General features: G+C 62.7%; 34 protein-coding genes. 24 read left to right on the top strand and 10 right to left on the bottom strand.

What is annotated here, in order from left to right; genetic code table 11:
- The first annotated feature begins 86 nt into the window (after positions 1 to 86).
- Positions 87 to 422, top strand: coding sequence for a ribbon-helix-helix domain-containing protein (locus tag MchiMG62_RS11765; RefSeq protein ID WP_221057121.1), 336 nt, complete (start codon positions 87 to 89; stop codon positions 420 to 422).
- 5 nt (positions 423 to 427) lie between these two features.
- Here MchiMG62_RS11765 and MchiMG62_RS11760 read toward each other — a convergent pair whose 3' ends face one another.
- Together MchiMG62_RS11760 and MchiMG62_RS11755 are read right to left on the bottom strand one after the other, a co-directional pair.
- Positions 428 to 688, bottom strand: coding sequence for a hypothetical protein (locus MchiMG62_RS11760; RefSeq protein WP_221057120.1), 261 nt, complete (start codon positions 686 to 688; stop codon positions 428 to 430).
- Entirely contained in the window at positions 681 to 1178 is a 498-nt protein-coding gene (locus MchiMG62_RS11755) for a YkgJ family cysteine cluster protein (RefSeq protein WP_244987706.1), read from the bottom strand. The genes MchiMG62_RS11760 and MchiMG62_RS11755 overlap by 8 nt, the downstream gene beginning before the upstream one ends.
- 95 nt (positions 1179 to 1273) lie before the next feature.
- Between MchiMG62_RS11755 and MchiMG62_RS11750 the strand changes: the two genes are divergently transcribed.
- Positions 1274 to 2452, top strand: a complete 1179-nt coding sequence (locus tag MchiMG62_RS11750; protein WP_221057118.1) for a nucleotidyltransferase family protein — start codon at positions 1274 to 1276, stop codon at positions 2450 to 2452.
- Between the two features lie 109 nt (positions 2453 to 2561).
- On the opposite strand, the gene MchiMG62_RS11745 is transcribed toward MchiMG62_RS11750, so the two are convergent.
- The 4 genes from MchiMG62_RS11745 to MchiMG62_RS11730 form a co-directional block, all read right to left on the bottom strand.
- Positions 2562 to 3527 (bottom strand): hypothetical protein, encoded by a 966-nt coding sequence (locus MchiMG62_RS11745; protein WP_221057117.1) that lies wholly within the window; start codon positions 3525 to 3527, stop codon positions 2562 to 2564.
- A 74-nt stretch (positions 3528 to 3601) separates the two neighbouring features.
- A complete protein-coding gene (locus MchiMG62_RS11740) occupies positions 3602 to 5620 on the bottom strand; it encodes a hypothetical protein (RefSeq protein ID WP_221057116.1) in 2019 nt (672 codons plus the stop codon).
- Between the two features lie 351 nt (positions 5621 to 5971).
- Positions 5972 to 6760: a CBS domain-containing ParB/RepB/Spo0J family partition protein gene (locus MchiMG62_RS11735; protein ID WP_074368768.1), complete on the bottom strand. Its 789-nt coding sequence runs from the start codon at positions 6758 to 6760 to the stop codon at positions 5972 to 5974.
- 67 nt (positions 6761 to 6827) lie between these two features.
- Complete coding sequence (locus MchiMG62_RS11730; RefSeq protein WP_221057115.1) at positions 6828 to 7298, bottom strand: Hsp20/alpha crystallin family protein; 471 nt, start codon at positions 7296 to 7298, stop codon at positions 6828 to 6830.
- A 155-nt stretch (positions 7299 to 7453) separates the two neighbouring features.
- Between MchiMG62_RS11730 and MchiMG62_RS11725 the strand changes: the two genes are divergently transcribed.
- Positions 7454 to 8152 carry a hypothetical protein gene (locus MchiMG62_RS11725; protein WP_221057114.1) on the top strand — a complete coding sequence of 233 codons (699 nt, stop codon included), beginning with the start codon at positions 7454 to 7456 and terminating at the stop codon, positions 8150 to 8152.
- Positions 8153 to 8198: 46 nt separating this feature from the next.
- Positions 8199 to 8477, top strand: coding sequence for a thioredoxin family protein (locus MchiMG62_RS11720; protein ID WP_221057113.1), 279 nt, complete (start codon positions 8199 to 8201; stop codon positions 8475 to 8477).
- Positions 8478 to 8480: 3 nt separating this feature from the next.
- On the opposite strand, the gene MchiMG62_RS11715 is transcribed toward MchiMG62_RS11720, so the two are convergent.
- Positions 8481 to 9071 (bottom strand): HVO_0476 family zinc finger protein, encoded by a 591-nt coding sequence (locus tag MchiMG62_RS11715; RefSeq protein ID WP_221057112.1) that lies wholly within the window; start codon positions 9069 to 9071, stop codon positions 8481 to 8483.
- A gap of 33 nt (positions 9072 to 9104) precedes the next feature.
- On the opposite strand from MchiMG62_RS11715, the gene MchiMG62_RS11710 reads away from it, so the two are divergent.
- Complete coding sequence (locus MchiMG62_RS11710) at positions 9105 to 9560, top strand: DUF371 domain-containing protein (RefSeq protein ID WP_221057111.1); 456 nt, start codon at positions 9105 to 9107, stop codon at positions 9558 to 9560.
- Between the two features lie 134 nt (positions 9561 to 9694).
- On the opposite strand, the gene MchiMG62_RS11705 is transcribed toward MchiMG62_RS11710, so the two are convergent.
- Entirely contained in the window at positions 9695 to 9880 is a 186-nt protein-coding gene (locus tag MchiMG62_RS11705; RefSeq protein ID WP_221057110.1) for a hypothetical protein, read from the bottom strand.
- 123 nt (positions 9881 to 10003) lie between these two features.
- Between MchiMG62_RS11705 and MchiMG62_RS11700 the strand changes: the two genes are divergently transcribed.
- On the top strand, positions 10004 to 11602 hold the full coding sequence (locus MchiMG62_RS11700) for a PAS domain S-box protein (protein WP_221057109.1): 1599 nt from the start codon (positions 10004 to 10006) through the stop codon (positions 11600 to 11602).
- On the opposite strand, the gene xseB is transcribed toward MchiMG62_RS11700, so the two are convergent.
- Positions 11577 to 11762 (bottom strand): exodeoxyribonuclease VII small subunit, encoded by a 186-nt coding sequence (gene xseB / locus MchiMG62_RS11695; protein ID WP_221057108.1) that lies wholly within the window; start codon positions 11760 to 11762, stop codon positions 11577 to 11579. The two genes, MchiMG62_RS11700 and xseB, sit on opposite strands and share 26 nt — an antisense overlap.
- Positions 11746 to 12993: an exodeoxyribonuclease VII large subunit gene (gene xseA, locus MchiMG62_RS11690; RefSeq protein ID WP_244987705.1), complete on the bottom strand. Its 1248-nt coding sequence runs from the start codon at positions 12991 to 12993 to the stop codon at positions 11746 to 11748. The genes xseB and xseA overlap by 17 nt, the downstream gene beginning before the upstream one ends.
- A gap of 39 nt (positions 12994 to 13032) precedes the next feature.
- Here xseA and MchiMG62_RS11685 point away from each other — a divergent pair, with 39 nt between their 5' ends.
- The 18 genes from MchiMG62_RS11685 (at position 13033) to MchiMG62_RS11600 (ending at position 24251) form a co-directional block, all read left to right on the top strand.
- A complete protein-coding gene (locus MchiMG62_RS11685) occupies positions 13033 to 13857 on the top strand; it encodes a sugar phosphate isomerase/epimerase family protein (protein WP_221057107.1) in 825 nt (274 codons plus the stop codon).
- A 94-nt stretch (positions 13858 to 13951) separates the two neighbouring features.
- Complete coding sequence (locus MchiMG62_RS11680) at positions 13952 to 15232, top strand: hemolysin family protein (RefSeq protein ID WP_221057106.1); 1281 nt, start codon at positions 13952 to 13954, stop codon at positions 15230 to 15232.
- Between the two features lie 21 nt (positions 15233 to 15253).
- A complete protein-coding gene (gene purN / locus MchiMG62_RS11675; protein WP_221057105.1) occupies positions 15254 to 15880 on the top strand; it encodes a phosphoribosylglycinamide formyltransferase in 627 nt (208 codons plus the stop codon).
- Positions 15881 to 15951: 71 nt separating this feature from the next.
- Positions 15952 to 16269, top strand: a complete 318-nt coding sequence (locus MchiMG62_RS11670) for a ribonuclease P protein component 4 (protein ID WP_221057104.1) — start codon at positions 15952 to 15954, stop codon at positions 16267 to 16269.
- Positions 16266 to 16526 carry a YhbY family RNA-binding protein gene (locus MchiMG62_RS11665; protein WP_221057103.1) on the top strand — a complete coding sequence of 87 codons (261 nt, stop codon included), beginning with the start codon at positions 16266 to 16268 and terminating at the stop codon, positions 16524 to 16526. Before MchiMG62_RS11670 ends, MchiMG62_RS11665 begins: the two co-directional genes overlap by 4 nt.
- A 51-nt stretch (positions 16527 to 16577) precedes the next feature.
- Positions 16578 to 17027 (top strand): 30S ribosomal protein S19e, encoded by a 450-nt coding sequence (locus MchiMG62_RS11660; protein ID WP_221057102.1) that lies wholly within the window; start codon positions 16578 to 16580, stop codon positions 17025 to 17027.
- 18 nt (positions 17028 to 17045) lie between these two features.
- On the top strand, positions 17046 to 17384 hold the full coding sequence (locus tag MchiMG62_RS11655) for a DNA-binding protein (RefSeq protein WP_054848053.1): 339 nt from the start codon (positions 17046 to 17048) through the stop codon (positions 17382 to 17384).
- A complete protein-coding gene (locus MchiMG62_RS11650; RefSeq protein ID WP_221057101.1) occupies positions 17384 to 17974 on the top strand; it encodes a DUF7411 family protein in 591 nt (196 codons plus the stop codon). The genes MchiMG62_RS11655 and MchiMG62_RS11650 overlap by 1 nt, the downstream gene beginning before the upstream one ends.
- Positions 17975 to 17994: 20 nt before the next feature.
- Entirely contained in the window at positions 17995 to 18147 is a 153-nt protein-coding gene (locus MchiMG62_RS11645) for a 50S ribosomal protein L39e (protein ID WP_054848054.1), read from the top strand.
- Between the two features lie 4 nt (positions 18148 to 18151).
- A complete protein-coding gene (locus MchiMG62_RS11640) occupies positions 18152 to 18415 on the top strand; it encodes a 50S ribosomal protein L31e (protein WP_221057100.1) in 264 nt (87 codons plus the stop codon).
- 1 nt (position 18416) lies between these two features.
- Complete coding sequence (locus MchiMG62_RS11635) at positions 18417 to 19079, top strand: translation initiation factor IF-6 (protein ID WP_221057099.1); 663 nt, start codon at positions 18417 to 18419, stop codon at positions 19077 to 19079.
- 7 nt (positions 19080 to 19086) lie between these two features.
- Positions 19087 to 19278: a 50S ribosomal protein L18Ae gene (gene rpl18a / locus MchiMG62_RS11630; RefSeq protein ID WP_054848057.1), complete on the top strand. Its 192-nt coding sequence runs from the start codon at positions 19087 to 19089 to the stop codon at positions 19276 to 19278.
- The gene (gene pfdA, locus MchiMG62_RS11625) at positions 19271 to 19729 is read left to right on the top strand and encodes a prefoldin subunit alpha (protein WP_342367214.1); all 459 of its coding nucleotides are present in this window, start codon (positions 19271 to 19273) and stop codon (positions 19727 to 19729) included. The genes rpl18a and pfdA overlap by 8 nt, the downstream gene beginning before the upstream one ends.
- Entirely contained in the window at positions 19729 to 20820 is a 1092-nt protein-coding gene (gene ftsY, locus MchiMG62_RS11620; protein ID WP_221057098.1) for a signal recognition particle-docking protein FtsY, read from the top strand. The genes pfdA and ftsY overlap by 1 nt, the downstream gene beginning before the upstream one ends.
- On the top strand, positions 20820 to 22151 hold the full coding sequence (locus tag MchiMG62_RS11615; protein ID WP_221057097.1) for a signal recognition particle protein Srp54: 1332 nt from the start codon (positions 20820 to 20822) through the stop codon (positions 22149 to 22151). Before ftsY ends, MchiMG62_RS11615 begins: the two co-directional genes overlap by 1 nt.
- Complete coding sequence (trmY, locus tag MchiMG62_RS11610) at positions 22148 to 22717, top strand: tRNA (pseudouridine(54)-N(1))-methyltransferase TrmY (protein ID WP_221057096.1); 570 nt, start codon at positions 22148 to 22150, stop codon at positions 22715 to 22717. The genes MchiMG62_RS11615 and trmY overlap by 4 nt, the downstream gene beginning before the upstream one ends.
- Entirely contained in the window at positions 22717 to 23955 is a 1239-nt protein-coding gene (locus tag MchiMG62_RS11605) for a tRNA pseudouridine(54/55) synthase Pus10 (RefSeq protein WP_221057095.1), read from the top strand. The genes trmY and MchiMG62_RS11605 overlap by 1 nt, the downstream gene beginning before the upstream one ends.
- Before the next feature lie 2 nt (positions 23956 to 23957).
- The gene (locus MchiMG62_RS11600) at positions 23958 to 24251 is read left to right on the top strand and encodes a 50S ribosomal protein L21e (RefSeq protein WP_054848058.1); all 294 of its coding nucleotides are present in this window, start codon (positions 23958 to 23960) and stop codon (positions 24249 to 24251) included.

Below are 24251 nucleotides of genomic sequence, written 5' to 3'. Positions count from 1 at the left end.
GACACTGCACCGGATGAGGATATTCCCTCTCCGGACGGGAGACACTATAATCAGCAGACAGGTACAATACAGAGGGTAGACGACCTATGGCAATGAGATGTTCGTTTGCGCTCGATTCCGACCTGATGGAGCAGATCGACCGGTTTGCCAGGGATCACGCGTTCGACAGAAACGAGGCGATTCTCGAGTTGATCGAGGCCGGTCTTGCCTCCAAGGAGGCGGGGGCGGTGACGGTCCGGCAGCCGCGCTCGTTTGAGGAGTTGAACCGGCTCCAGCAGGAACTTGAGGATGTCAAAGAAGTCCTTACCGAGCTTAGGAACGAAGTCCGGCTGGTCCACCACACGATCGAGACCGACTGGAACAAAGAGGCGAAGGGCGTTCCGTTCCAGACAAAGCACCCCTGGGAGTTCTGGCGGAAGTAGCCCGGTTAACTGATGATATTCGCGATGCTGCGGAACCCCTCGCCGGAGAGGTCGTCGCAGAGAACCGCCTCGACCTTCGCCATATCGATATCGGGTGCGTCCCGGCACCGGCTGCAGTAGGCCCGTGCCGGCGACGGCAGTTCTATTCCTTTGACCACAACGCGGGCGGAATGGACGCAGAGCCTGCATTGATCGACGGGAACGCTCTCTTTTTCCGTGCACCGGACCCGGCCCCGGACGACCGTAAGACGCCGGGGTTCATTCATAGGCTTCGACCCGGTATCCCGCACGGCCGAGGATCGCGGCAACTTCGATTTTCCAGGCGGTATCGTCGTCGGTCGCGAGCGGTGCGACCCCCTCATCCCAGCACCGGCGGAGAGCGGCATCCTCGGTGACGAGGCTTCTCCTCCCCTTCACCCTCCCGGCCTCCCGCCCGCCGGAATCGAAGATCCGCATGGTGCAGCAGATGTACGACCGGCAGATCAGCGGGCGGCTGTTGTGGATGGTGCAGACGTACTTCCCCCTCTCTTCCGGGAGAGGTCGGAGGAACGGACACCACGATGGGTGTCTGTCGTTCTCGGAGGTCTCCCTGAAGGTGTCGAGGAACCGCTCCTCTACCCGGGCGCGGAACGTGCCGCCGACAACCTTCTGCCGGCAGAGGAAATCGCGGCTCGTGAGCCTCTTCTCGACCTCGATGAGCGCGCCGCCTGCCTGCATGCAGCACCTTCCGCAGAGGTTACATTCGAACGCCGTCATCCTGTAGATTCTTTGCATAACGATGGATAAAGGTTCGCGAACGAGTGCTTTGCCGCCCCAATAGGGTTAAATCGATACGCATACAATGGAGTGGCATGAAGGTGTGCATTATGTGCGGAGGGGAGGGCACACGGCTCCGCCCCCTCACATTCGGGCGCCCTAAGCCGTGTATTCCGATCGTCAACAAACCCTCGATCCAGCACCTGGTCTCACACCTCGCGAACCTCGGGTTCAACGACGTGGTAATCACGCTCGGCTACATGAGCGAGTCGATCGAGGCGGCCCTCGGGGACGGCTCGCTCTTCGGGGTCAACGTCACCTACGTCCACGAGAAGACGAAACTCGGGACGGCGGGAAGCGTCAAGAACGCCCAGAAATACCTTGAAGAGCAGCCGTTCCTGGTCGTCGGCGGCGACCACGTGGTGGGCCTGAACCTGCTTGAGTTCTACCGCGAGCATCTTGGAAACGACTCGATCACCACGATAGGCCTCATCAGCATCGACGACCCGACGGAGTACGGGATCGCCGAGATCGATGCAAACTACCAGATCAAACGGTTCAAGGAGAAGCCGAGCCCGGGCGAGATCTTCTCGAACCTTGCGAGCACCGGGATGTACGTCTGCGACCCGGAGATCTTCGACCATATCCCGACCGGCGAGAAGTTCGACTTCGCCCGGAACCTCTTCCCCGAACTGATGGAGAAGGGTTACTCCCTCAAAGGTTGGCTTGCCCGCGGCAACTGGTCGGACGTGGGGAGCCCGAGGTCGCTCCGCGAAGCGGAACGGTGGAAACTGCAGGATATCGGGTTCACGAACATCTCCGGCGACCTCTACATCAAGGGCGCCCGGATCCTCGGCCCGGCGCAGGTAGGGAGTTGCGTCTCGATTGCGGCGAACTCCCGGGTGATCGGGCCGGTCTCGATCGGCGCCGGAACGATCATCGAGGAGAACGTCATCATCGGGCCGTATACGAGCATCGGGGAGGGCTGCATCATCAAGAACAGCGCGAAGATCTTCTCTTCGTCCATCTACAACCGGGTGGTGATCGGGAGAGACAGCACCGTCAGCGGGAGCATCATCGACAACGACACCCTCATCGGCAGCGGGTGCAACATCGAGCACGACACGGTCATCGGGCCGCACGTGGTCATGAAGAGCGGCGTGGTCATCCACTCCGGGACCCGGCTCTGGCCGGAGGTGATCATCCCGGAGGGGACGGTCGTGAAAGAGCACGTCTTGAACGAGGACTACGATACCCGGACCGAGGGGTCGTAGAGTCCGAGGACTCCAGACCCTTCCGGTTCTCTTTTTACCCGCCAAGACTGCTCCTGCGGGCGATTTTATCCGCAACGTGCCCGCGGAGCGTGGAGCCGAGTGCCTCGCTTTAGATCATGAGGCTCAGGACGATGATCTCCGAGCCGTCGACCCCGTGGGCCATGACCACGACGTCCGCCGGCGTGCCGTTGTTTGAGACCCCGCCCCCCGTCCAGGCGGTCTCCGATCCTTTAACGGCCGGAACTCCTCCGAGCGGCTCGACCGTCGCGGCAAAACCGCTTGCAGCGCACGCGGAGGCGTTCGAGACGTCGACTCCGTTCATGAAGATCGAGAACGGTAGATCGGGGTCGAGCACGGAGGCGGGAGGCACCTCCTCGACGGTGATGACAATGGTGTCGGGAGCGGTGCGTTCTCCTGAGACTGCGATCGTCATCAGCGCTGTTCCGGGGTTCACGTCGACCATCCCCGCACCGAGCATTGCATGGGCGGTGAGCGGGGGAAGAACCGCGACGACGAGGATGATGGCGGCCGTGGAGCAGAGGAGGAGCCGCGATGCCGCGGCACCCTCGTCCGGCCCGGCCGCTCTCTCCCTGAAGAACGAGACGATGAAGGCCCCGAGTGCGGCGAGGGCTGCCATAGCGAGGCCGATCACGAGGAGGGGGAGAGGGTGGTTCACGAGGGTAGAGCAGATCGCAGAGAGGAGATCCCCGGCTCCGGCGGGGCTCCCGTGGTCGAAGATCAATAGGGTCGTAAAATGAAGTTCGTTGATTAAAAATGCTACAAATCCGGCGATCCCGCCTGCAAGGACGGCCGCACTCCTGTTTGCCCTGCCTTCCCGCGAGAGGGCGACCGGGAGCATCCCGGCAAGGAGGAGGGAGAGGATGCCGAGCACCAGGTTCTGGTACGTGCCGATGCCGTCGAAGAGCCCGTGGTTGTAGCAGGCGATATCGCCCCAGCACCATGTATGGACGTGGGTCAGGAGCGCCAGCAGTCCGCCGCCGACCAGCCCGGCGAAAAGCGAGGCAGGGAGGAGGCGCTTGAGGTTTTGCAGAGTCGTCGGGCGGTCGGATGTCATGGATTCACCCTGAACTTATGGTTTCCGATAGCTATCTTTACCTTTCCGGAATTCACCTGCAGGGTGGGTGACGTTCACGGCGATTCAGCCCCCCGCCCCGCCGCTGCCTGGACTGCGTAGATCACCACCGCCCACGCGGCGGCAAGGCAGAACCCGAGGGCCATCCAGACAAGGGGAGAGATCCAGGGGGCAGGACGCAATCCGTGCCAGACGGCATGCATCATCATGAGCGGGTAGATGAGGATGCCGAAGGTGAGTGAGCCGGAGACGAGAACAGCCCGGAAAGGTCGCTTCAGGGGGAGATGGCGCCTGAGGAGAAGGTACGGCGCGATCACCCCGAGACCGATGAGCGTGAGGGCCGACAGGAATACCATGAGGTTCAGCAGGGCATCGAGAAGAACCGATACGCCGAGGGGCTCGCTCGTGGGGAGGTAAAACGGCGGGATTGGCATCCATGTCGAACCGGTCAGGTAGGCGGAGATGAGGGAGAGGAACAGGAGGACGGCGGCGAGGAGCGGAATCGCAACCGCGAGTCGCCTTTTTTGGGTCTCCAGTTCGGTCAGCGCACCCGCAAAGAGGAGAGCGGCGGAGCACCCGAAGAGGAGGGGCATCAGGAGGAGGATGCCGGCATACCGGATCATCTCGGAGATGTAGAGGAACGGTTTCGCCTCCGGCATCCGGCTCGGTCGTACCTCTTCATCGAGCCCCTCGCCGGGAGCCCGGATCGCCGACGGGGTGAGCCGCTGTGCGATCAGCGCTTTGAGGGACCTGTCCGGGTCGGGGCCCACGGTGTTACCGTATGTCCCGTAGTAGACGATGAAGAAGTCGTTGCTCCTTCCGTCGTCAAACGGCCTCTCGTAGGTGAGGATGTAGCCCCTCGTGGTCTTGCCGACAAAGAGCCAGGCGGGGTATTCCCGCTCCGCGTCGGAGCGCTCGAACCCGGCGGCAAGGAGGTGGTCGCCGAGATCGAGCGTGGTCTCCGAGACCTCGCCGATACCGGCCAGCGATTCGAATAGTATCCTCTTCTCGTCTCTGAAGGTTCCCTGGTTATTGTACCACCATTGATCGACGACGTATTGTTCGTCCGTATGTTCGCGGATGTACACTGCGCGAAGGGCTGTTCCGGAGAGGGGGGAAGCAGGAGGGCGGATCATGAAGCGTTCCTCGTCGATGAGATAGTTGCCTTCGATCGTGGGGACGGTGAACCGCGAAGATTCGCTACCCCCCGGGCCATAGGGGATGAACCATTTCATCTTCAGCCCGGGGTCAGGGTAATCGTGGCCCATAAGGAACAGCCCGGGTTCGAGATACCCGGGGGCGAACCAGACGAGGAGGAGACAGAGGAGAAGCAACCCGAAGACCCGGGCCTGCTGCGGCGGGTTGCCGCTCCCCTTCAGGAGATGGCGGACGACCAGTGGGATGGAGAGCACCGCCGCCCCGGCGACCCCGAGGCAGAGGACGGAGAGGGTCGAGAGGGAGAGGGAGAGCCAGGGGATGAGGGACGGAACGGGATCGACTGTAAAGATCGCCGTCGCCAGGCAGGGGAAGAGGAGGGTGCCGAGCACTGCCGCGGCGGCATACGGCCGCTTCATCGGGGCGTACCGGTCGATGAGGAGGATGGGCACGATCGTCGCGAGAGAGAGGAGGCCGATGCCCGAGAAGGAGATGACGGCGCTCATCAGGACGTCGACGGCGGGCGATAAGCCGAAATAATCCCACCCGGGAACGTAAAACGGCAGTATCATCTGCATCGATCCCCCGAGGTAGGCGGGGACCAGGTAGAGCAGGACGAGCGCGACGGCCAGGGCGAGTAACCGCACGCCCGATCCGGCCTTCCTCCTCATCAGTGCAAAGAGAAGTGCCGCGGAGCACCCGAAGAGAACGGCCGCGAGCAGGTATACGCCGCCGTATTCGAAGATGATGAACGGATAGGTGTTGCCCCCGCCGAAGAGTTCCGGCGCGAGGAAGCCCGGGAGGAACCAGATGAGCAATATGCAGAGCAGGTACAGCACGGCGATCGTCGCCGGGTGCGGCGGCTGTTCCCCAAGATGGTCTTCTGTCCGGCGGGTGATTGATTCTCGTATGCCTCTCATCTCGACGCTCCGGTAGGCCTGGTCTCATGCCCGTTCTCGTCCGCGAAAAGCCATGTCGGCTGCGAAACAGCACTCTTGAAAAGCCTTCAGGACAACTGAGGCTCGTCATCGCTCTGAATTAGGAGCGGACGTTTCGGATGGTTCGAAATGCTATTTAATATCAGATATACTTTCTGATGGATTCAATCAGGTTAAGTAGACTTTATGCTCATCAGAGCATGCAGCCGGGACGTCGGAGCAATACCCGTATGGGACGGTTACGGCACCCCCGGGTTACTGTATCGAGATGCCCGGGCAGAATCTCCGGGCTGAAAAAAGACTGAAATCCCCTCCTCCCGGCGGAGGGGCTCCTCACCCGTGCCGCACAAGCCGGTGCGTCAGCGCGACGAGGGGATGGCGGGCGTAATCGAGCACCTTGATATCGTCGAGCGTTTTCAGGTTCAGTGTCCGGGCCGTCCGCTCCATCCCGAGCTCGATGTTCTCCCTGACCTCGATGATGTAGGCGTCGAGGTTCGTGATCCCGAGCCGTTTTGCCGCGATCGCGCGGTGGTGCCCGTCGACCAGGATCCAGCGGCCCGGCCGCCGGACCACGATCAGGGGTTCGGCGAGCCCTTTCTTGATCTCGTACATCCGCCCCTCGAGTTCGTCCTCGTAGATCTTCGACTGGGTGGGCAGGAGGTCGTTGATCGGGACCGAGCCCCGCTTCAGGGTCGGCTCGACCCCGTAGAGTTTTTTCAGGGTCTCGATGAACTTGAAGACCTTCTCCGGCGAGACGTGCTCGATCTGCGACCTGATGACGTCGGCGTTCGACATAATCCCGATGAGCTCGTTCTTCTCGTTGACGACCGGGAGTTTCTGGATGCCGGAACGGAAGATGACGCGGGCTGCATCGTTCACGCTCATGTCCGGATCGGCGACGATGAGATGACGGGACATCACCTGCTCCACCGGTGTCGACGGATGGGCAAAGAGGAGGTCCCGTGCCGATATGTAGCCCACCACCTCTTTTGAGTTCTCCACGACCGGAAAACCGTCATGATGCGTCTTTTTTATGGTCTCGATGACATCCCGGACCGTCCCGTGGGCGTTGACGGTGACGACGTCGTAGGTCATGTAATCCTTGACCCTCTTCTTATCCATCATGATAGTGTCACGCTGGCCCGACATGAAATGTTCGGTTGAACCCGGCAATGCCCCCGAAAAATGGTTATTCAATGGGGATCGTCGTCCCGGTCTCGCTCGGCGCTTTCTTCAGCCGGACTTCGAGAACCCCGTTCTTGAACGATGCGGCGGAGCCCTCCTCGGTCACTTCCGCCGGAAGCAGCACCATGCGGCTCATCTGGCCGTAGATGCGCTCCCGCATGAAGAAGTCACGGCTCTCCTCCCCGGTCTCTTCCGCCCGCCTGCTGGTGATCTCCAGGTGCTGGGGATCGGTGAGCCGGACGGCAACGTTCTCCTTCTCGACGCCGGGCAGATCGGCAACGACGATCACCTCCTCCTCGTGGTCGCGGACATCCACGCGGAAGTCGCGGACCGCCGGGACGATCCGGCCACGGACCTCTTCTCCCCGCGCGCCGATCCCACCGAGCATGGACTGGAACCTGCTCTCCATCTCGGCCATCAGGTCGTCGAAGTCCTGCCAGATCGTCCGGTATGGCCCTCGTTCGATTCTTGCCATTGTAATCACTCCTGTAGACTCGGATCGCCCCGGATAAGCGGGTCGCCCAAGGCTAACCTTTAGGTAGTGTTTATAGAATATAAATGTGTCTCAAATTCCCCATTTCTCTCCAGGACAATACCATTTTATTTTACCAAACGGCGATTGTACTCATAATGAAAAAGACACAGCAGAAGACCTCGAAGGACGACAACTCCCCGTGGATGAAATGGGCCTACGTGGGAATTGCCCTTCTGGTTGCGGTTGCCATGGTGGGCACCTACCTCGCCCCGATGTTCGAGAAGAAACCGGCCGCCCAGGTAGGAAACACGGCGGTGGTCGACTACACGATTTTCAGCGAGGACGGGCGCCCCCTCATCACGACCGACCAGAACCTCCTTGAGAGCGAATACAAGAAGGGGAACGTCGTCCTCCTGACCCAGCGTCTGGAGATGCCCGTCGGCGGGCAGGTCTCGGGTGAGAATATTGCCGTTATCCCTGTGCTGTACCCGGAGATCAGCGGCTTCTCGGGATTCGGCCTGCTCGGCTTCGAGACCAACGCAATCTCCGTGGGGCTCGTCGGGATGCGGACCGGCGAGACGAAGACGATCAGTTTCTCCTACGGGGAGAACGACCTTGCCATGAACCTGAGCGAAGAGGATGCAGACGGCATCGGCCTCAACTTCACGAAGACGGCGGTGGGCGACCTGGTTCCGCTCGGGCTGACGACGACGCCGGATATCCCCCTCGGCAACGAGAGCAATGAGAGCCCTGCGCTGCGCTTCGGCAAGGTCACCGCCAAGAGTCCCGACTCGATGACCATCGCGCACCGCTACGGCAGCGCCCGGGTCACGCTCGGCGTTATCACCGGGTGACGGCACCCCCCACAGTTTTTTATAATCTCCCTGCGACCTGCCTTACATGGCGGTAAAGGTGATCAGTTTCTACCAGGAAGGATGCATGGGGTGCGAGGAGCAGACTCCGGTCCTGCGCGAGGCCGAGAAGGACCTTGGCATCAAGATAGAAGAGATCGATGCCGTGAAGAACCCGGAGTATATCAAGAAGTACAATCTCCGGGTGACGCCGACGACCATCGTCCTCGATGGCGACGAGGTCAGAGAGCGGATGGAGGGGCTCGTCCACCGTGAAGACCTCGAGGCCGCGATCCGCCGCCACCTCACCGAGCCCCTGCCCCGGTGAGGGTCAGCGCCCCCGGGTGCGGCCCTCAAGGTACCCGTAGATCCGCTTCACCCTGCGGGCAAACGTCTTCCACCCTTCTTTTCGTATAACCGGGCCGTCGCGGAGTTTGATATGCGAGATACGGATCCGCCGGCCGCCGAAGGTGTAGGTCTCCCCGACGACGAACTCGTCCTCGCCGTCGGCGGTCTGGTAGAGCGGGATGGTCGTGCGCCCGGTATGGATCGACGCCTTCACCACGACCTGCTCGATCCCCCGCGTCCAGAGCGTCGTCACCTCGCCGGCCTTAGCCCGGCGAACCCGCTTTGGCCCCACCTCGATGCCGGTGACCTCGACACCGAAGACCTCGTCGCCGCACTCCGCGACGATCCGGTCGCCGAGGGAGACGGCCTCGTCGTCGAGCATCTCGACGCTGCAGACCATCGACTCCGTCTCCCGGCTCACGATGGCCCTGATGGTAAGGATCTCGGGTTCGGGCGGCCTCGGTATCCGGTGAACCTGGCCGCACTCGCTGCACTGCACCACCAGTTCGGCGGCTTCCCGGAGAACCTGGTGTTCGCACTCCTCTTTACAGACGGGGCAAACGATGCTGATCATTCATTAGCAATAGCGTCCCTCTCCTAATTAAGCATGAAGGCGAAGGATATCGTGCGGGCGCGGGGGCACCCGCTGGTCAGGGGAACCCATCGAACGACGTTTGAGGTGACAAAGGACGAGACGCTGACAGAGACCGGGGACTGCATCATCGCCGTCGCCGCCGACAAGGGTGCCGCCGACCTTGATTCCGGCCTCAAAGCGCTGCTGTGCGACGACCGGGCGGTGCTCACGACCCGCCTTACCGCGGGGGGCAAAACCGTCGAGGTGACGTCGCGGGGGAGCGCGGCGTTCACCCTCGATCACCCCGCCGACCTCGTCTGGCGGCGGAGCGACTTCGTCTCCGACCGGACGGTGGGCATCCGCTCCGACCGGGTCGCGGCGACCCTCCCCCGGGAGTTCATCGAGGCGCTCCGGCGGGAGGAGGAACTGGTGGTCGAACTCGAGGCGGAGATTCCTGAGGACGGCGGGCCGAAGGAGAGTTACAAGTAATTATGCCGAACTTCGCGTTCTTCGCGGCTCGAAGCCTGCGGCTTCTCAAACTCCTTCCCCAGGGTGAAGTCGTTCTTCGCGTGAGTTAACGGTATATAGGCGACGATACGACCTCGCGCGAAGTGCGCCCTCCCTCACCGGCTGTCCCCCGCCCCGTCCCGGATCTCGCCGAGAACCAGTATGCCGATTCCGAGGAGCAGAACGGCCGCGAAGATCCCGACGGTCAGGATCACTCCCGCCGGGAGCCCCCCGAGGAGATCCCGGACCGCGACGACGCCTAGAACAAAGACCGTTATCACAGCCCACGCCTTCTCGTCCACAATGATGCGTGGCGCGCCGTCTATGGTATATCCGTTTTGAAAAGAGTTCACCTTCCATGACCGGTCCCCGCGATGCCGCCGGGGATAGGTTTATCCATTCGCGGTGCGGGGAACGGGTGAGATATGCAACCGCTCACCCCGGCGCTCGAGGACCTCCTCGAACACCTGGAAGATCTCGACCGCCGCCTCGGCTCGCTCAGGGCCGGCGAGGGTGCGGCTCCCGCGGGGGACCTGCTCCTGCTCAAACCCGATCTTGCTGAGATCTACGATCAGGTCGACGCGTTGATCGCCGACATCCGGAGCATCGACGCCGCATACCGGCGGTACCACGACCGGTTCCTCAACCTTCCGGCGGTCTGCCTCTGCACGGGCGTGGACGGCGTCGTCCTGGAGGCGAACCGGGCGGCAGGCGCCCTGCTCGGGATCGCTCCCGCCCGGTTGCAGGGCCTGCCTCTCGATGCGCACCTCCACCCGGAAAGCATCCCGGCGTTCCGGTTGGCTGTCGCAGCGCTCGGCCGGGGCGAAGAACTACCGGCGCAGGAGTTCCTGCTCGTCCGTGCCGACGGCAGCACTGTGCCGGCAGCCGCGGCCGTTTCGGCCTCTTACGGGCCCGGCGGCCGTGTAACGGAGTTCCAGTGGGTTTTCCGCGACATATCAAGAGAGAAGCAGTTTGAGGAAGCCCTCCGGGAGAGCGAGGAGCGGTCCCGGACGGTCGTGGAGAGCCAGACCGAGTTGATCTGCCGCCGGCTCCCCGACGGCACCATCACCTTCGCGAACGACGCCTACTGCGGCTACGTCGGCATCCCGTGCGGCGACCTCATCGGGCGGCGGTACGCCCTCACCATCCCGGCCGATGACCAGGCCCGGATCCAGGAGAGCCTCGCCTCCCTCACCCCCGACCACCCGGTATCGACGGTCGAGCACCGAGTGATCATGCCGGACGGCAGCGTCCGGTGGCAGCAGTGGACGGATACGGCGTTCTTCGACGAGAGAGGTTCCGTCGTCGAGTACCAGTCGGTCGGCCGGGACATCACCGATGCGCGGATGGCGGGGGAGGCGCTCCTTCTTGCGAACCGGAAACTCAACCTGCTCTCCGATGTGACCCGGCACGACATCTTAAACCGGCTCACCGTGCTCACCGGCTACCTCGCCCTCTTCCGGGAGCAGGTGAGCGACCCGGAGTTGCTGGAATACTGCCGGAAAGAGGAAGAGGCCATCCGGGACATCCAGCGCTACATGGCCTTCACCGCGGAGTACCGGGATGTCGGCGTGACCGCCCCCGCCTGGCGGGATATCAGGCGGATCGTCAGCGAGGCGGCGGCGGCGCTCGATCCGGGCAAGATCGCCGTCGAGGTGCGGACGGGCGATCTGGAGGTGTATGCCGACCCGCTCATCGTCAGGGTCTTTGCAAACCTCATCGACAACTCGCTCCGGCACGGCGGACGGGTTACCCGGATATGCATCTACCCCGAAGAGTCCGACCGGGGGATCAGCCTTGTCTACGAGGATGACGGCATCGGCATTCCCTATGAAGTAAAAGAGAACCTCTTCAAGCGGGGTTTCGGGCGGCAGACCGGATTCGGGCTCTTTCTCTCCCGGGAGATCCTCGCCATCACCGATCTTTCCATACGTGAGACCGGCGAGCCCGGGAAGGGTGCACGATTCGAGATCGGGGTCCCGCCGGGGTTCTACCGCTTCACCGGTCGCGGCCAAGCTCGGTGAGTTTCATCTCGGCTGTGCCGAGGAGGTCTTCGCACTGCTTGACGAGGAGCGCGCCCCGCTCGTAGATGGCGATGCTCTCCTCAAGGCTCGTCTCGCCGTCTTCGAGTTTCCGGACAATCCCCCGCAGTTCTTCCAGCATCTCTTCAAATGTCTTCGTCATACGTTCTCTCCTCAACGACGGCAACCGCCCGGCCGTCCATCATCCTGATCGTCACGCGCTCTCCCGGCGCGAGGCTCGCGGCGCTTCTCGCGACCCTGCCGTCCGCCTCGACGATGCAGTAGCCCCGCTCCAGGATCGCGAGCGGGTTTTGCCCCGCAAGGCTCGCGCGGACTTCCGCGAGGGCCGCGCGTTCCCGCTGCACCCGGGCGGCCGCGGCCCGCCTGAGCAGTTCCTCGTGCTCGGCGAGGCGCTGCATCCGCTCGTTGATACGGCGCGCGAGCCGCCGGGGGTGCATGCGCTCCCGCAGGTCCTCGACCTCGGCTCCCGCGGCGGCAAGGCGGTGGAGGAGGAGCGAGCGCATCCTCTCCTCGAACCCGGCGAGTTCCCGGAGCACCTCCCGGCGTTCCGGCACAGCGCGTTCCGCCGCCGCGGACGGCGTCGGCGCCCGGAGATCCGCGGCGAAGTCGCAGAGGGCGGTGTCCACCTCGTGCCCGACGGCGCTGATCACCGGCGTCCTGCACGCCGCAACCGCCCGCACGACGTCCGGGTGGTTGAAGGGGAAGAGGTCCTCGAAACTTCCTCCCCCGCGCCCGACGATGATCACGTCCACGAGCCCGTCGATCCGCCGGATCGCCTCCGCAATCTCGACGTGCGCCCCATCTCCCTGGACGGCCGTCGGGGAGAGGAGAACTTCCGCCGGGTAGCGCCGGGAGATGACCGAGAGGATATCCGCGAGCGCCGCGCCGGTCGGCGAGGTGACCACGCCGATCCGCTGCGGGAAGAGTGGCAGAAGGCGTTTCCGCCCGGGATCGAAGAGCCCCTCCGCGTCGAGCTCCTGCTTCCACCGCTCGACCATGAGGTGGCGTTCGCCGAGGCCCGCCGGGAGCATCTCCCGGACGATGAACTGGTACCTGCCGTGAGGCTCGTAGACCTCTACGGACCCCCAGGCGAGGACGTCCATGCCGTCTTTGGGCGCGAACGCGAGCGTTGAAGCGGAGGTGCGCCACATGACGCAGTTGATCACCGCGGAGTTCCTTCCGCTCCTCTCCGAGAGCGAGAAGTAGCGGTGGCCGGAGGCGTGGTTCTTGTAGTTGGTCACCTCCCCCCGCACCCAGATCTGGTGCAGGCGTGCGTCGTCGAGGAGGTCGCAGATGAGCCCCGAGACCTCCGAGACCCCGAAGATAGGGGTTCCGAACCGTTCCGAGCCGGTGGAATGACCGCCGAGCATCATCACAATCTATTAGACCGATGGTTTATATCAACTAGTGTTATGGGCCGTTTCGCCGTCTCGACCATGTTCTTCCACGAGTATCCCTGCGACCATATCTTCGACTACATCGCCGAATCCGGCCTTGACTCGCTTGAGTTCTGGGTCGAGACGCCGCACTTCTGGCTTCGCGACCGCCCTGAAGACGAACTTGCCGGCTGCATCGCGGGCCACCCGGAACTCTCGCCGATCACCGTCCACGCCCCGTCGCTGGACCTGAACCCCTGCTCCATCAACCCCCGGGTCGCTGAGATCTCGGTCGACTACGCCATCGAGGCTATCCGGATGGCGGAGCGGATGGGTGCCGCCGTGGTCACCGTCCACCCCGGGAAGCGAACGGCGAAACGGCACCCGAGCGCCTACGACTACCGGCGGTTCGAGGCGTACATCGCCCGGCTCCGGGAGGTGGCGGAGGAGACGCGGGTGAAGGTGGCGATAGAGAACCTGGAACCCCGGGTCAACGCCCTCCTCTCCACGGCGGAGGATGCCGCCGAGGTGCTCGAACGGGAACCCTGGCTCTGGTTCACGCTGGATATGGGGCACGCCATGATGACGTCGTGCGACGAGGCAATCCGGTTCATCGATCTCTGCATCGAGAGGATGACGAACGTCCACGTCAGTGCGCTCGGCGGGAACGGGCGGCCTCACCACCCCATTCATGACGACCCGGAGGCATTGCGGGTGCTCGCGGAACTTGCCGACCGCGGCTACGGCGGATACCTCACGCTGGAGCTCGAGGACATGGTCTTTCCCGGGGCGCTCTCGTCCGAAGAGAAGGTCGTGCTTCTTTCCCGGGAATCGGAGGCGTTACGGGAGGCATTCTCGTGAAGCGCTGGTTTTATATCATCTGCCTGCGACATAATTCATAAAATCCCGGGAATCAATCAATACCGGATGCTGCCGTTGATGCGGCGTGGAGTAAATGGTAGTCGTAGACCTTCTGACCATAGAGATCATTTTATTCATTGTTTGTCTGCTCCTTTCGGCCTTCTTCTCAAGTTCGGAAGTTGCCCTCATATCAATAACCCGGGCGAAAGTCCGCGCCCTCGTAAACCAGGGTAAAAAAGGAGCGAAAACACTCGATACGGTGAAACATTCGACCGACGCCCTCCTGATCACCATCCTGATCGGGAACAACGTCGTCAACGTGGCCGCGGCATCGCTCGCGACCGCGATCGCCATCGGCATCTACGGCGACGTCGGTATCGGGATAGCGACCGGGGTTACGGTCATCCTGATGCTGGTCTTCGGGGAGATCGGGCCGAAGATGTACGCCTCCCGGCACACCGAGGCACTCGCGCTCCGCGTCGCCCTGCCGATCCTCTACCTCTCAAGGGTGCTGTACCCGGTGCTCTGGGTCACTGACCGCATCAAACAGCAGTTCGCCTTCAGGCCCGGCGTGACCGAACCGGTCGTCACCGAGGAGGAGATCAAGGAGTGGATCGACGTCGGCGAGGAGGAGGGAACCATCGAGGAGGAGGAGCGGGACATGCTCTACTCGGTGCTGCGGTTCGGGGACACGACGGTCCGCGAAGTGATGACGCCGCGGATAGACGTCGTCATGATCGAGGACGTGTCCACGCTCGAGAACGCCCTCGCCATCTTCAACGAGACGGGTTTCTCCCGGATCCCCGTCTACCACGAGCAGATCGACAACGTCGTCGGGCTCCTGAACGTGAAAGACGTCTTCTCGGCGGTTTTCCGGCAGCAGACGAGCGCGACGCTCGGGAACCTGATGTACGAACCCTACTTCATCCCGGAGAGCAAGAAGATCGACGAACTCTTGAAGGAGCTCCAGGTGAAGAAGCAGCACATGGCGGTCGTCCTCGACGAGTACGGGTCGTTTGCCGGGATCGTGACCGTCGAAGATATGCTCGAAGAACTGGTCGGCGAGATTATGGACGAGTTCGACGAGGAGGAGCCCGAGGTGCAGCAGGTCGAAGAGGGCGTCTACCTGGTCGATGCGCGGGCATGGGTGGAGCACCTCAACGAGGACCTGGAGTTATCCCTCCCGCTGACGGATGCCTACGAGAGCATCGGCGGCCTCGTCATCGACCGGCTGGGCCACATCCCCCGCCGCGGCGAGGTGGTCAAGATCGAGGAGAGCAACATCACGCTGGTGGTGATGCAGATGCGGGGCCGGCGGATCGTCAAGGTAAAACTGATCGTCGCCCCCCAGAACGGGCCGGGCGAGGCCCGGTAAGGAACCCGGAGAACGATACGTATGCGTAGAGAGTTGCCTGTCGATAAGAAACGGATTGCGTTCCTCGCCTCGGGGCGAGGATCGAACTTTCAGGCGGTGGCCGACGCCGTCGCGGCCGGAGATATCCCCGGGATCTGCGCCGGGCTCGTCACCGACAACCCCGGGGCGTACGCGATAGAGCGAGCGAAAAACGCCGGTATCCCGGTGACGGTCGTCGACTACGCGCGGTTCCCCTCGAGGGCCGCCTACGAGGAGGCCCTCCTCGCAGCGATGCGGGGCTGCCGGGCCGACCTCTTCGTCCTCGCGGGCTACATGCGGATCCTCGGGGCCGGGATCGTCCGCGAGTTCTCGGGCCGGATGATGAACATCCATCCCGCTCTGCTCCCGGCGTTTTCCGGCCTGCACGCGCAACGGCAGGCGATCGAGTACGGGGTGAAGGTCGCGGGCTGCACCGTCCACCTGGTCGACGAGGGGATGGACACCGGCCCCATCATTGTCCAGCGGTGCGTGCCGGTCCTCCCGGACGACGACGAGACGACGCTCGCCGACCGGATCCTCGCAGAAGAACACGAAGCGCTCCCGCTCGCGGTGAAACTCTTCTGCGAGGATCGCCTGGAGGTCGACGGCCGGCGCGTGCGGGTTCGCTGACCGCGACCATCTACCGCATATATATTCTCCCGCCTCCAACCTCAAGACCCACCACTGAGACGGATCGCACCATGGCAGACACTACACGAAGATCAGGCTCCCGGAGACTCGCTCGCGAGAGGATTACCGTTCTCTTTGCGCGTGCCGCGGAGTTCTACCCGGAGAACCCCGGCTGGAGCAACCGGTGCGTGGAACTGGCCCGCAGGATCGGCATGCGTCATCGCGTCCGGATAGAGCGGCCGCTGAAACGCCGCTTCTGCCGCCGGTGCTACACCTACCTGGTCCCGGGCTCGAACGCCCGGGTCCGGGTTCACCGGGGCCGCGTGGTCGTCACCTGTCTTTCCTGCGGGCACCGGTCACGGTTCCCGGTCGGGAGGCCCCGACAATGAGCAGAGAATCGTTCCAGGATATCAAGCCCACCATCTGGATCGGGAAACGCGGCATCACGAACGTCATGATCGACGAGATCCGGCGGCAGCTCAAGGACCGGAAGGTCGTCAAAGTGAGATGGCTCAGGAACACCGAGGTCGATCCCGAGGAGATAGCGGCGTCGGCCGGCGCGGTCCTGGTCGAGGTCCGGGGGCGGACGCTGGTCCTTGCGGAGCGGCGGAACCGATCGCCCGGGCACAATCCTCGAAATATATAAAACATCACTGGACGAATATGTAAAGACTGTTAGCGAGAGTGAGGTTCATCTATGACGACTGTATATGACATCCCTGCCGATATGCTCATCCGGCAGGTGGCAGAAGAACTCAAGAAAAATTCGCAGATTCAGCCCCCCGACTGGGCCGCTTTTGCAAAGACGGGGGTACACAAAGAGATGCCCCCCGAGAATGACGACTGGTGGTACGTGCGTGCGGCGGCTGTTTTCCGGCGAATCTACACCGACGGCCCTGTCGGTATCCAGAGGATGCGTTCCGCTTACGGCGGAGCGCTGAACCGTGGTTCGGCTCCGAACCGGTTCAAGCGGGGAAGCGGGTCGATCGTTCGGAAGATCTTCCAGCAGCTCGAAGCGGCAGGATATGTCGCCCACGGCGTTGGGGGGCGCACGGTGACCCCGGCGGGCAGGTCCTTCCTCGACAACGTTGCGAACGGCCTGAAATCTGAGGCCGCCAAAGCTGCCCCGGGCCTTGCGAAATACTGATCGAGAGGGGTATGACTGATGGTAGACGACGAACTCTCTGAACTTCGCCGCCGCAGGATGGAACAGATGCAGCGGCAGGCGATGGATCAGCAGGCTATGGAGGACGAGGCCGCACGCCAGCAGCAGATCGATGCACAGGTCCGCGCCGCGCTCATGGAGATCCTTGAACCTGAAGCGAGGGAGCGGCTCAATACCATCAAGTTGACCCGACCGGAGTTTGCAAAAGCGGTCGAGCAGCAGCTGGTGATGCTGGCCCAGAGCGGCAGGGTCCGGCAGCGGATCACCGACGAGCAGCTGAAAGCCCTGCTTGCCCAGCTGACGCCGTCGAAGAGAGAGTTCAGGATTACGCGGAAATAATGGAAGCAGGTGTGCTCTTCTCGGGTGGGAAAGACAGCGCGCTCGCGGCGATCATGCTCGCGCGCGATTACGGCGTGGAACTGAATACCTGTGTATTCGATCCCGACCGCGAGGTTCCCGGGGTACGGGCCGCAGCGGCCGCTCTGGGCCTCCCCTTCCGTAAAAGGGTCCTCGGGAGAGATCTGCTCTCTGAAGCCGTCGACCTGCTCCTCTCATGCGGATACCCGAACGACGCAATCGACATGGTTCACCGGACGGCGGTCGAGACCCTTGCGGCCGAGTATGCTGTGGTCGGCGACGGCACACGCCGGGAAGACCGGGTTCCCCGGCTCGAACGCTCCGAAGTCCAGCACCTGGAGATGACCACCGGCTGCTCCTACGTCCGGCCGCTCCTCGGCTACGGAAAAACCGAGGTGGAGCGGCTCTGCGAGCGATTGCTTGTGGTGCGGTACGGGGAGACGGGCAGCATCGGGAACGGCGACTATGAAGGAGAAATCCGCAGCGCCCTTTGTGCCCGCGGCATCGATCCGGCGTCGTTCTTCCCCTCCCGCCACCTGCAGTCGCTGGTGGTCGCTCTGAGAGAGACCTGAATATTACGAGAGTGAAGATTATGAGCAAATTGATGAAGGGCCGGAAGATCCGGCTGGCAAAGGCATGCGAGCAGAACCGCCGCGTGCCGGCATGGGTGATGATCAAGACCAACCGTGCGGTTGCGTCGCATCCGAGGCGACGCAACTGGAGACGGAGTTCCCTGAAGGTGTAAGGTTATGGCAGAAGCATTGAAGGAGCATATCTATATCATCCCTCTCCGTGAGGTGAAGCGTTCGCCCCGGTGGAAGCGGGGGAACACCGCGATCAAGGACATCAGGGCGTTTCTCGAGCGGCACATGAAGAGCGAGGACGTCAAACTCGATAAGAGCATCAACGAGAAGGTCTGGGAGAACGGCAGTTCCAAGCCCCCGAGAAAGATTCGCGTCCGTGCGATGAAGTTCGAGGACGGGCAGGTCCAGGCCGAGCTCGCCGAGGAGTGAAATGACAGGGACGATCGATCTCGCCGGCGATCCGAACATCGGCGTTTATGCCCGGGTATTTGAGGATATGGCGATCGTGTATCCCGGGGCCCCTGAGGCGTTCACCGCGACCCTCGCACGGGAACTCGATCTCGAGATCGTGAGCACCTTCATCCAGGGAAGCAGCATCATCGGTTCGCTCGTTGCCGGAAACAGCCGGGGCTTGATCGTCAGCGGCCTTGCCGCAGACGAGGAACTGGCGGTCTTGAGCGAGTACCGGGACATATTTCTGCTCGAGGGGCCCATGAACGCGGCCGGCAATGTTATTCTCGCAAACGATTACGTTGCCGCCGTCCACCCCGAGATGCCGCTCGATGTTGCAGAAGAGATCGGGTCGTTCCTCGGGGTGCCGGTGGTCCGGCTAACGCTAGGCGGCATCAAGACCGTCGGCATGGCCGGGTTCGCGACGAACAAGGGTATCCTTGTCCACCAGAGAGCCAACGATACGGAGATCGCGAGCCTCGAGCGGGTGGTCGATCTCCCGATTGGGCTCGGGTCGGTCAACATGGGCAGCGGTCTCGTGGGTACCGGACTCCTTGCAAACAGCAGGGGTTACGTCGCAGGTTCCGTCACGACCGGGTTTGAGCTGGGACGAATAGAAGAAGTCTTTGGGTTTTTGGAGTGATACAACCATGGAGAACCAGATGTTTGAAGTTGTAGGCGCGTGCAAGATCAACAACGAGTGGAAACCGTACCGCAAGGTCATCGGCGCTCTGAACGAGAACCTGGCAAAAGAGAAGGTTCTTGCCGATATCGGGAGCAAACACCGCCTGAAGAGAAGTTATATCTCGATCGAATCGGTTAACGTAGTAGCTGGTGAATGACGTGAACCAGGCAGATCCCCGCGAGATACAGACCCTCCAGATGTACCTGAACGAGTACGGGCAGCAGATCGAACTCATGACGCAGCAACTCGCGATGATCGAGCAGCAGCGGCTTGAGGGCACCGCCGCCATCGAGACCCTCCGCGCGATCCAGGAGAACGCGGACGGAGTCGTCCTTCTCCCTGTCGGGGGAGGCGCGTACCTCCGGGTGAAGGTGCTCGACGCCGGCCACGTTCTCGTGAACATCGGTTCAGATGTCTCCGTCGAGAGGGCCACCGCAGACGCGGTGGAGTATCTGGGGGATCGGCTAACCGAACTTGAGGCCGTGGCAAAGAAGGTCTCGGGCTCGGTCGAACACCTTCAGGGCCAGGCAACGGAGATCTCCCGGCGTCTCGAGGCGGCGTATCGGGGGGCCCGGCAGGCTCAGGCAGGCCAGGGCGGAAGTTCATAATGTTTGATTCCTTAAAGAAAAAACTTCAGAATATCAGGACGAAGTTCGCCTCGAATATCGAGGAGGCTGCCGGGCCGGAACCGGAGCCGCAGGTTGCAGAACTGCCGGAGGCTGCGGAGGTTCAAGCACCTGTCCCCACCCCGACCACCCGATCCGAACCTTCCATCACGGAAAAGAAGGTGCAGGAGGCCCGGGAGAACCCCACGTTTTTTGAGAAGGTGAAAGTCCTTGTCCGGGACCGGGAGGTCCTCCTCCAGGAGAAGGACGTCGAGGAGCCGCTCTTCGAACTCGAGATGGTTCTCCTTGAAAACGACGTCGCGCTCCCGGTCACGGACGAGATCATCGCCCGCATGCGCCGCGATCTGGTGGGCAGGCGCCGTAAGATCGGCGCATCGGTCGACGACCTGGTCGTATCGACCCTGCGCTCCGCGCTCTGCGGGGTGCTGGGCGACGGTCTTGACCTTGCCACCTACATCCGCGAGCATGAGCGACCGGTGAAGATCCTCTTTACGGGCGTGAACGGGACCGGCAAGACGACGACCGTCGCGAAGGTCGGGCAATACCTGCAGAAGAACGGTTTTACGGTCGTGATCGGTGCAGGCGACACCTTCCGTGCGGGTGCGATCGAGCAGATACGGGTTCACGCCGACCGCCTCGGGATCAAGACGATCCAGCACCAGGCGGGCGCCGACCCCTCTGCGGTCCTCTTCGACGCCGTCCAGTACGCGAAGGCGCACGATATCGACGTCGTCCTCGCCGATACGGCGGGAAGGTTCCACAACCGGGCGAACCTCATGAACCAGCTCGATAAGATCCGGCGGGTCATGAAGCCCGATCTCGTCGTCTACGTCGACGAGGCGGTCGCAGGAAACGACGCGGTCATCCGGGCCGACGAGTTCAACAAGGCCGTCGGCACCGATGCGGTCGTTCTGACGAAGGCGGATATGGATCCGAAGGGAGGCGCGGCGATATCGGTCGCCCACACCGTTGGAAAACCGATCCTCTTCCTCGGTACCGGCCAGGGCTACGACGACATCATGCCGTTTGAACCCCGCGTCGTGGTGAACGAACTCCTTGGAGATGATGCCTGATGCTCGATAACCTCGGCACGTCCTTGAAAGACGCCGTCAAGAAGCTCGCCGGCAAGACGGTGATCGACCGTGCGGCGGTCGACGAACTGGTGCGCGACCTGCAACGTGCGCTCCTCCAGTCGGACGTCAACGTCAAACTCGTGATGCACCTTTCCCAGGCGATCAAGCAGCGCGCTCTCGATGAGGAGCCCCTGAAGGGGATGGGCGTCCGCGAGCACGTTCTCCGGATCGTCTACCAGGAACTCGTCCGGCTGATGGGAACGCCCGGCGAGGTGGCTCTCGGGCCCCAGACGATCCTGATGGCGGGGCTGCAGGGGAGCGGGAAGACCACGACGACCGCGAAACTCGCCCGCTACTTCCAGCGCAAGGGGCTGCGGGTCGGGGTGATCTGCGCCGATACCTTCCGGCCGGGCGCCTACGAGCAGTTGAAGACCCTCTGCGACCGGATAGCCGTCCCGTGCTTCGGCGACCCGAAGGAGGCCGATGCCCTCAAGATCGTCCGCGAAGGCCTCCCGAAGTACCGCAAGCTTTACGAGGTCATCATCATCGATACTCAAGGGAGGCACGCCCTCGAGGAGAACCTGATCGAGGAGATCGTCAACATCAACGAGATCGCGCACCCGGACCACCGGTGGCTCGTCATCGACGCGGCGCTCGGTCAGCAGGCGAGCGAACAGGCCCGGAGATTCCACGAGGCGATCGGGATCGACGGTGTCCTGGTCACGAAGATGGACGGCACGGCGAAGGGCGGCGGCGCTCTCTCGGCGGTAGCCGAGACGCAGAGCGGGATCGTCTTCATCGGGAGCGGCGAGACGATCGAGGACCTTGAGAGGTTCGACCCGGACGGGTTCATATCTCGGCTGCTCGGGATGGGCGACTTAAAAGCGCTCGTCGAGCGGGCGGAGGAAGCGGTCTCGACCGAGGATCTCGACGTCAACGCGATGCTCAAGGGGAAGTTCACGCTCCGGGACATGTACAAGCAGCTCGAGGCGCTCAACAAGATGGGGCCCCTGAAGCAGATCATGAGCATGCTCCCTCTCGGCGGGATGCAGATCCCCGACGACGCCTACGACATCACCAGCACGAAGATGCAGCGCTACAAGGTGATCATGGACTCGATGACGTCTCCCGAGCTCGACGACCCGTCGATGATCGGGAGCTCCCGGATCCAGCGGATCGCCCGGGGCGCCGGCGTGACGCCCGACGACGTCCGCGACCTCATCAAGTACTACAAGATCATGCAGCGTGCCTTAAAGGGCATGCGGGGCATGGGCGGCGGCAAGTTCAACATGCAGCGCATGATGAAGAAGTTCGGCGGACCCAGCAAATGAGGCGGTTTGCCGTCGTGGGCCACCTTGCCGCAACGAGCGGCACTTTCAGCCTCAACGATCTGCCCGGGAGCGGCGGGAGGATGGACGTCCTCTGCCGCGCCGTCAACTCGTCATTCTTCCTCTCGCACGATCTCCGGCGCGACGTGGAGTGCTACCTCGTTCTCCTTGGAGAGCCAGGGCCCGAGAAGACCGTCCTCTTTCGCGGCGCCGAGGTGCGTCACCTCTCGCCGGACGAGCGGAGCAGCGGTGCCCTGATCAAGAAGGCGCTCTCGATCCCCTGCGGGACTGAGTTTCGGGAGTCGACCCCGGGCGTTTACGTCCGCCGCGGCGGGCTTGCCCGGCTGCTCACCGAGATACCGTTCGCGGTGCTCGACGAGGCGGGGGAGGACGTCAGGACGGCCCCGGCGCTCCCGGAGAACTATCTCCTCTCGGATCACCACAACTTCGCCCCCGAGGAGGAAGCTTTGATCGCGGGCTCTCAGCGCTACTCGGTCGGCCCGCGGTCGCTGCACGGCGATCATGCCATCACCGTTCTCCAAAACGAGATAGACCGGAGGGAATCCTGATGGATATCATACAAGAGATAGAAGCGATCCTTGGATATGGCGAGACCTGCGACCACTGTCTCGGGCGATTTTATGGGAAACGGTCGTTTGGGCTGACGAACGAGGAGCGGGGCAGGGCGCTCCGGATCACCCGCGAGCTTACGGCAAACGAGCCGCACTGCGAACCCGACCCGGACTCCTGCTGGATATGCGCCGGAGAACTCTCCCGCACCGAAGAATGGGCGGAGAAGGTCGTCGAGGCGCTCGCCGGCATCGAGTTCGAGACGTTCCTCATCGGGACGAAGGTGCCGCCGATCGTCGCGGAGAGCGAGGAGATGGTCTGGAGCGATCTCTCGCTCCACGATCCCGAACCGCTGAAGGCCGAGATGAACCGGGAGGTCGGAAAAGCCGTCTCGGCCCTCACGGGGAAGACGGCCGACCTGAAAAAACCCGACGTCGTCGCGATCCTCGATCTCGGGGAAGGCACTGTCGAGGTGCAGGTGAACCCCGTCTTCTTCTCCGGCCGCTACCTGAAGTACGAGCGCGGCATCCCCCAGACCCACTGGGATTGCCGGGCGTGCAGGGGGGCCGGGTGCGAGAAGTGCGACTTCACGGGCAAACAGTACGCCGACTCCGTCGAGGAACTGATCGGCCGGCCGGCGATCGAGGCCTTCGACGCGGAGAACGCCGTCCTGCACGGTGCCGGGAGAGAGGATATCGACGCCCGGATGCTCGGGTCGGGCCGCCCCTTCGTGATGGAGATCGAGGCGCCGCGGAAGCGGTCGGTGGATCTTGCGGCGCTCGAAGCGGAGATCAACCGTGCAGGCGAAGGCCGGGTGGCGGTTCACCTTGACGGATGGGCGGATCGGAAGATGGTGCAAAGCCTTAAATCCGACAAAGCGCATAAAAAATACAGGATCCTGGTCGAGATCGACGGTTCTGTAACCCCAGATGAGTTCAGGGCGGCCCTCGATCAGTTAAAAGGTGTAACGATACGACAGCGCACCCCCCTGCGGGTGTCACACCGACGGGCAGATAAAGTTCGGGAACGGCGTGTCCTCGATATCGGATGCACGGGCACGGAAGACGGCAGATACTGGGTCGAAGTCGTCGGCGAAGCGGGCCTCTACATCAAAGAACTGGTATCGGGAGACGGCGGCAGAACCCAGCCCAGCCTTGCCCGGATCCTGGGGCGCACCGCAAGTGTTGTCAGCCTCGATGTGGTGCTGGTCAAAACTGCAAACGAGTATGGTGAGTAATCATGGCACATCACAATGGACCACGCAAGAAGACGCGGTATAAGTTCAAGAAGGACCTCAGAAAACGTGGCATTCCGCCGGTCAGCTCGGTGATTCAGAACTTCGAGATCGGGCAGAAGGTGCACGTCGTGGTCGAGCCGAGTGTCCAGAAGGGCATGCCCCACCGGAGGTTCCACGGGAAGACCGGCACGGTCATCGGACAGCGCGGACGCGCATGGCTGCTCGAGGTCAGGGATGGAGATTCGGTAAAACAGGTGATTGCGAGACCGCAACATCTAAAAGCGCAGAAAGTATAA

Source organism: Methanoculleus chikugoensis (genome assembly GCF_019669965.1).
In the GTDB taxonomy this organism is placed as follows: domain Archaea; phylum Halobacteriota; class Methanomicrobia; order Methanomicrobiales; family Methanoculleaceae; genus Methanoculleus; species Methanoculleus chikugoensis.
The sequence above is the reverse complement of the archived record's forward strand: the minus strand, read 5'-3'. Positions and strand labels throughout refer to the sequence as shown.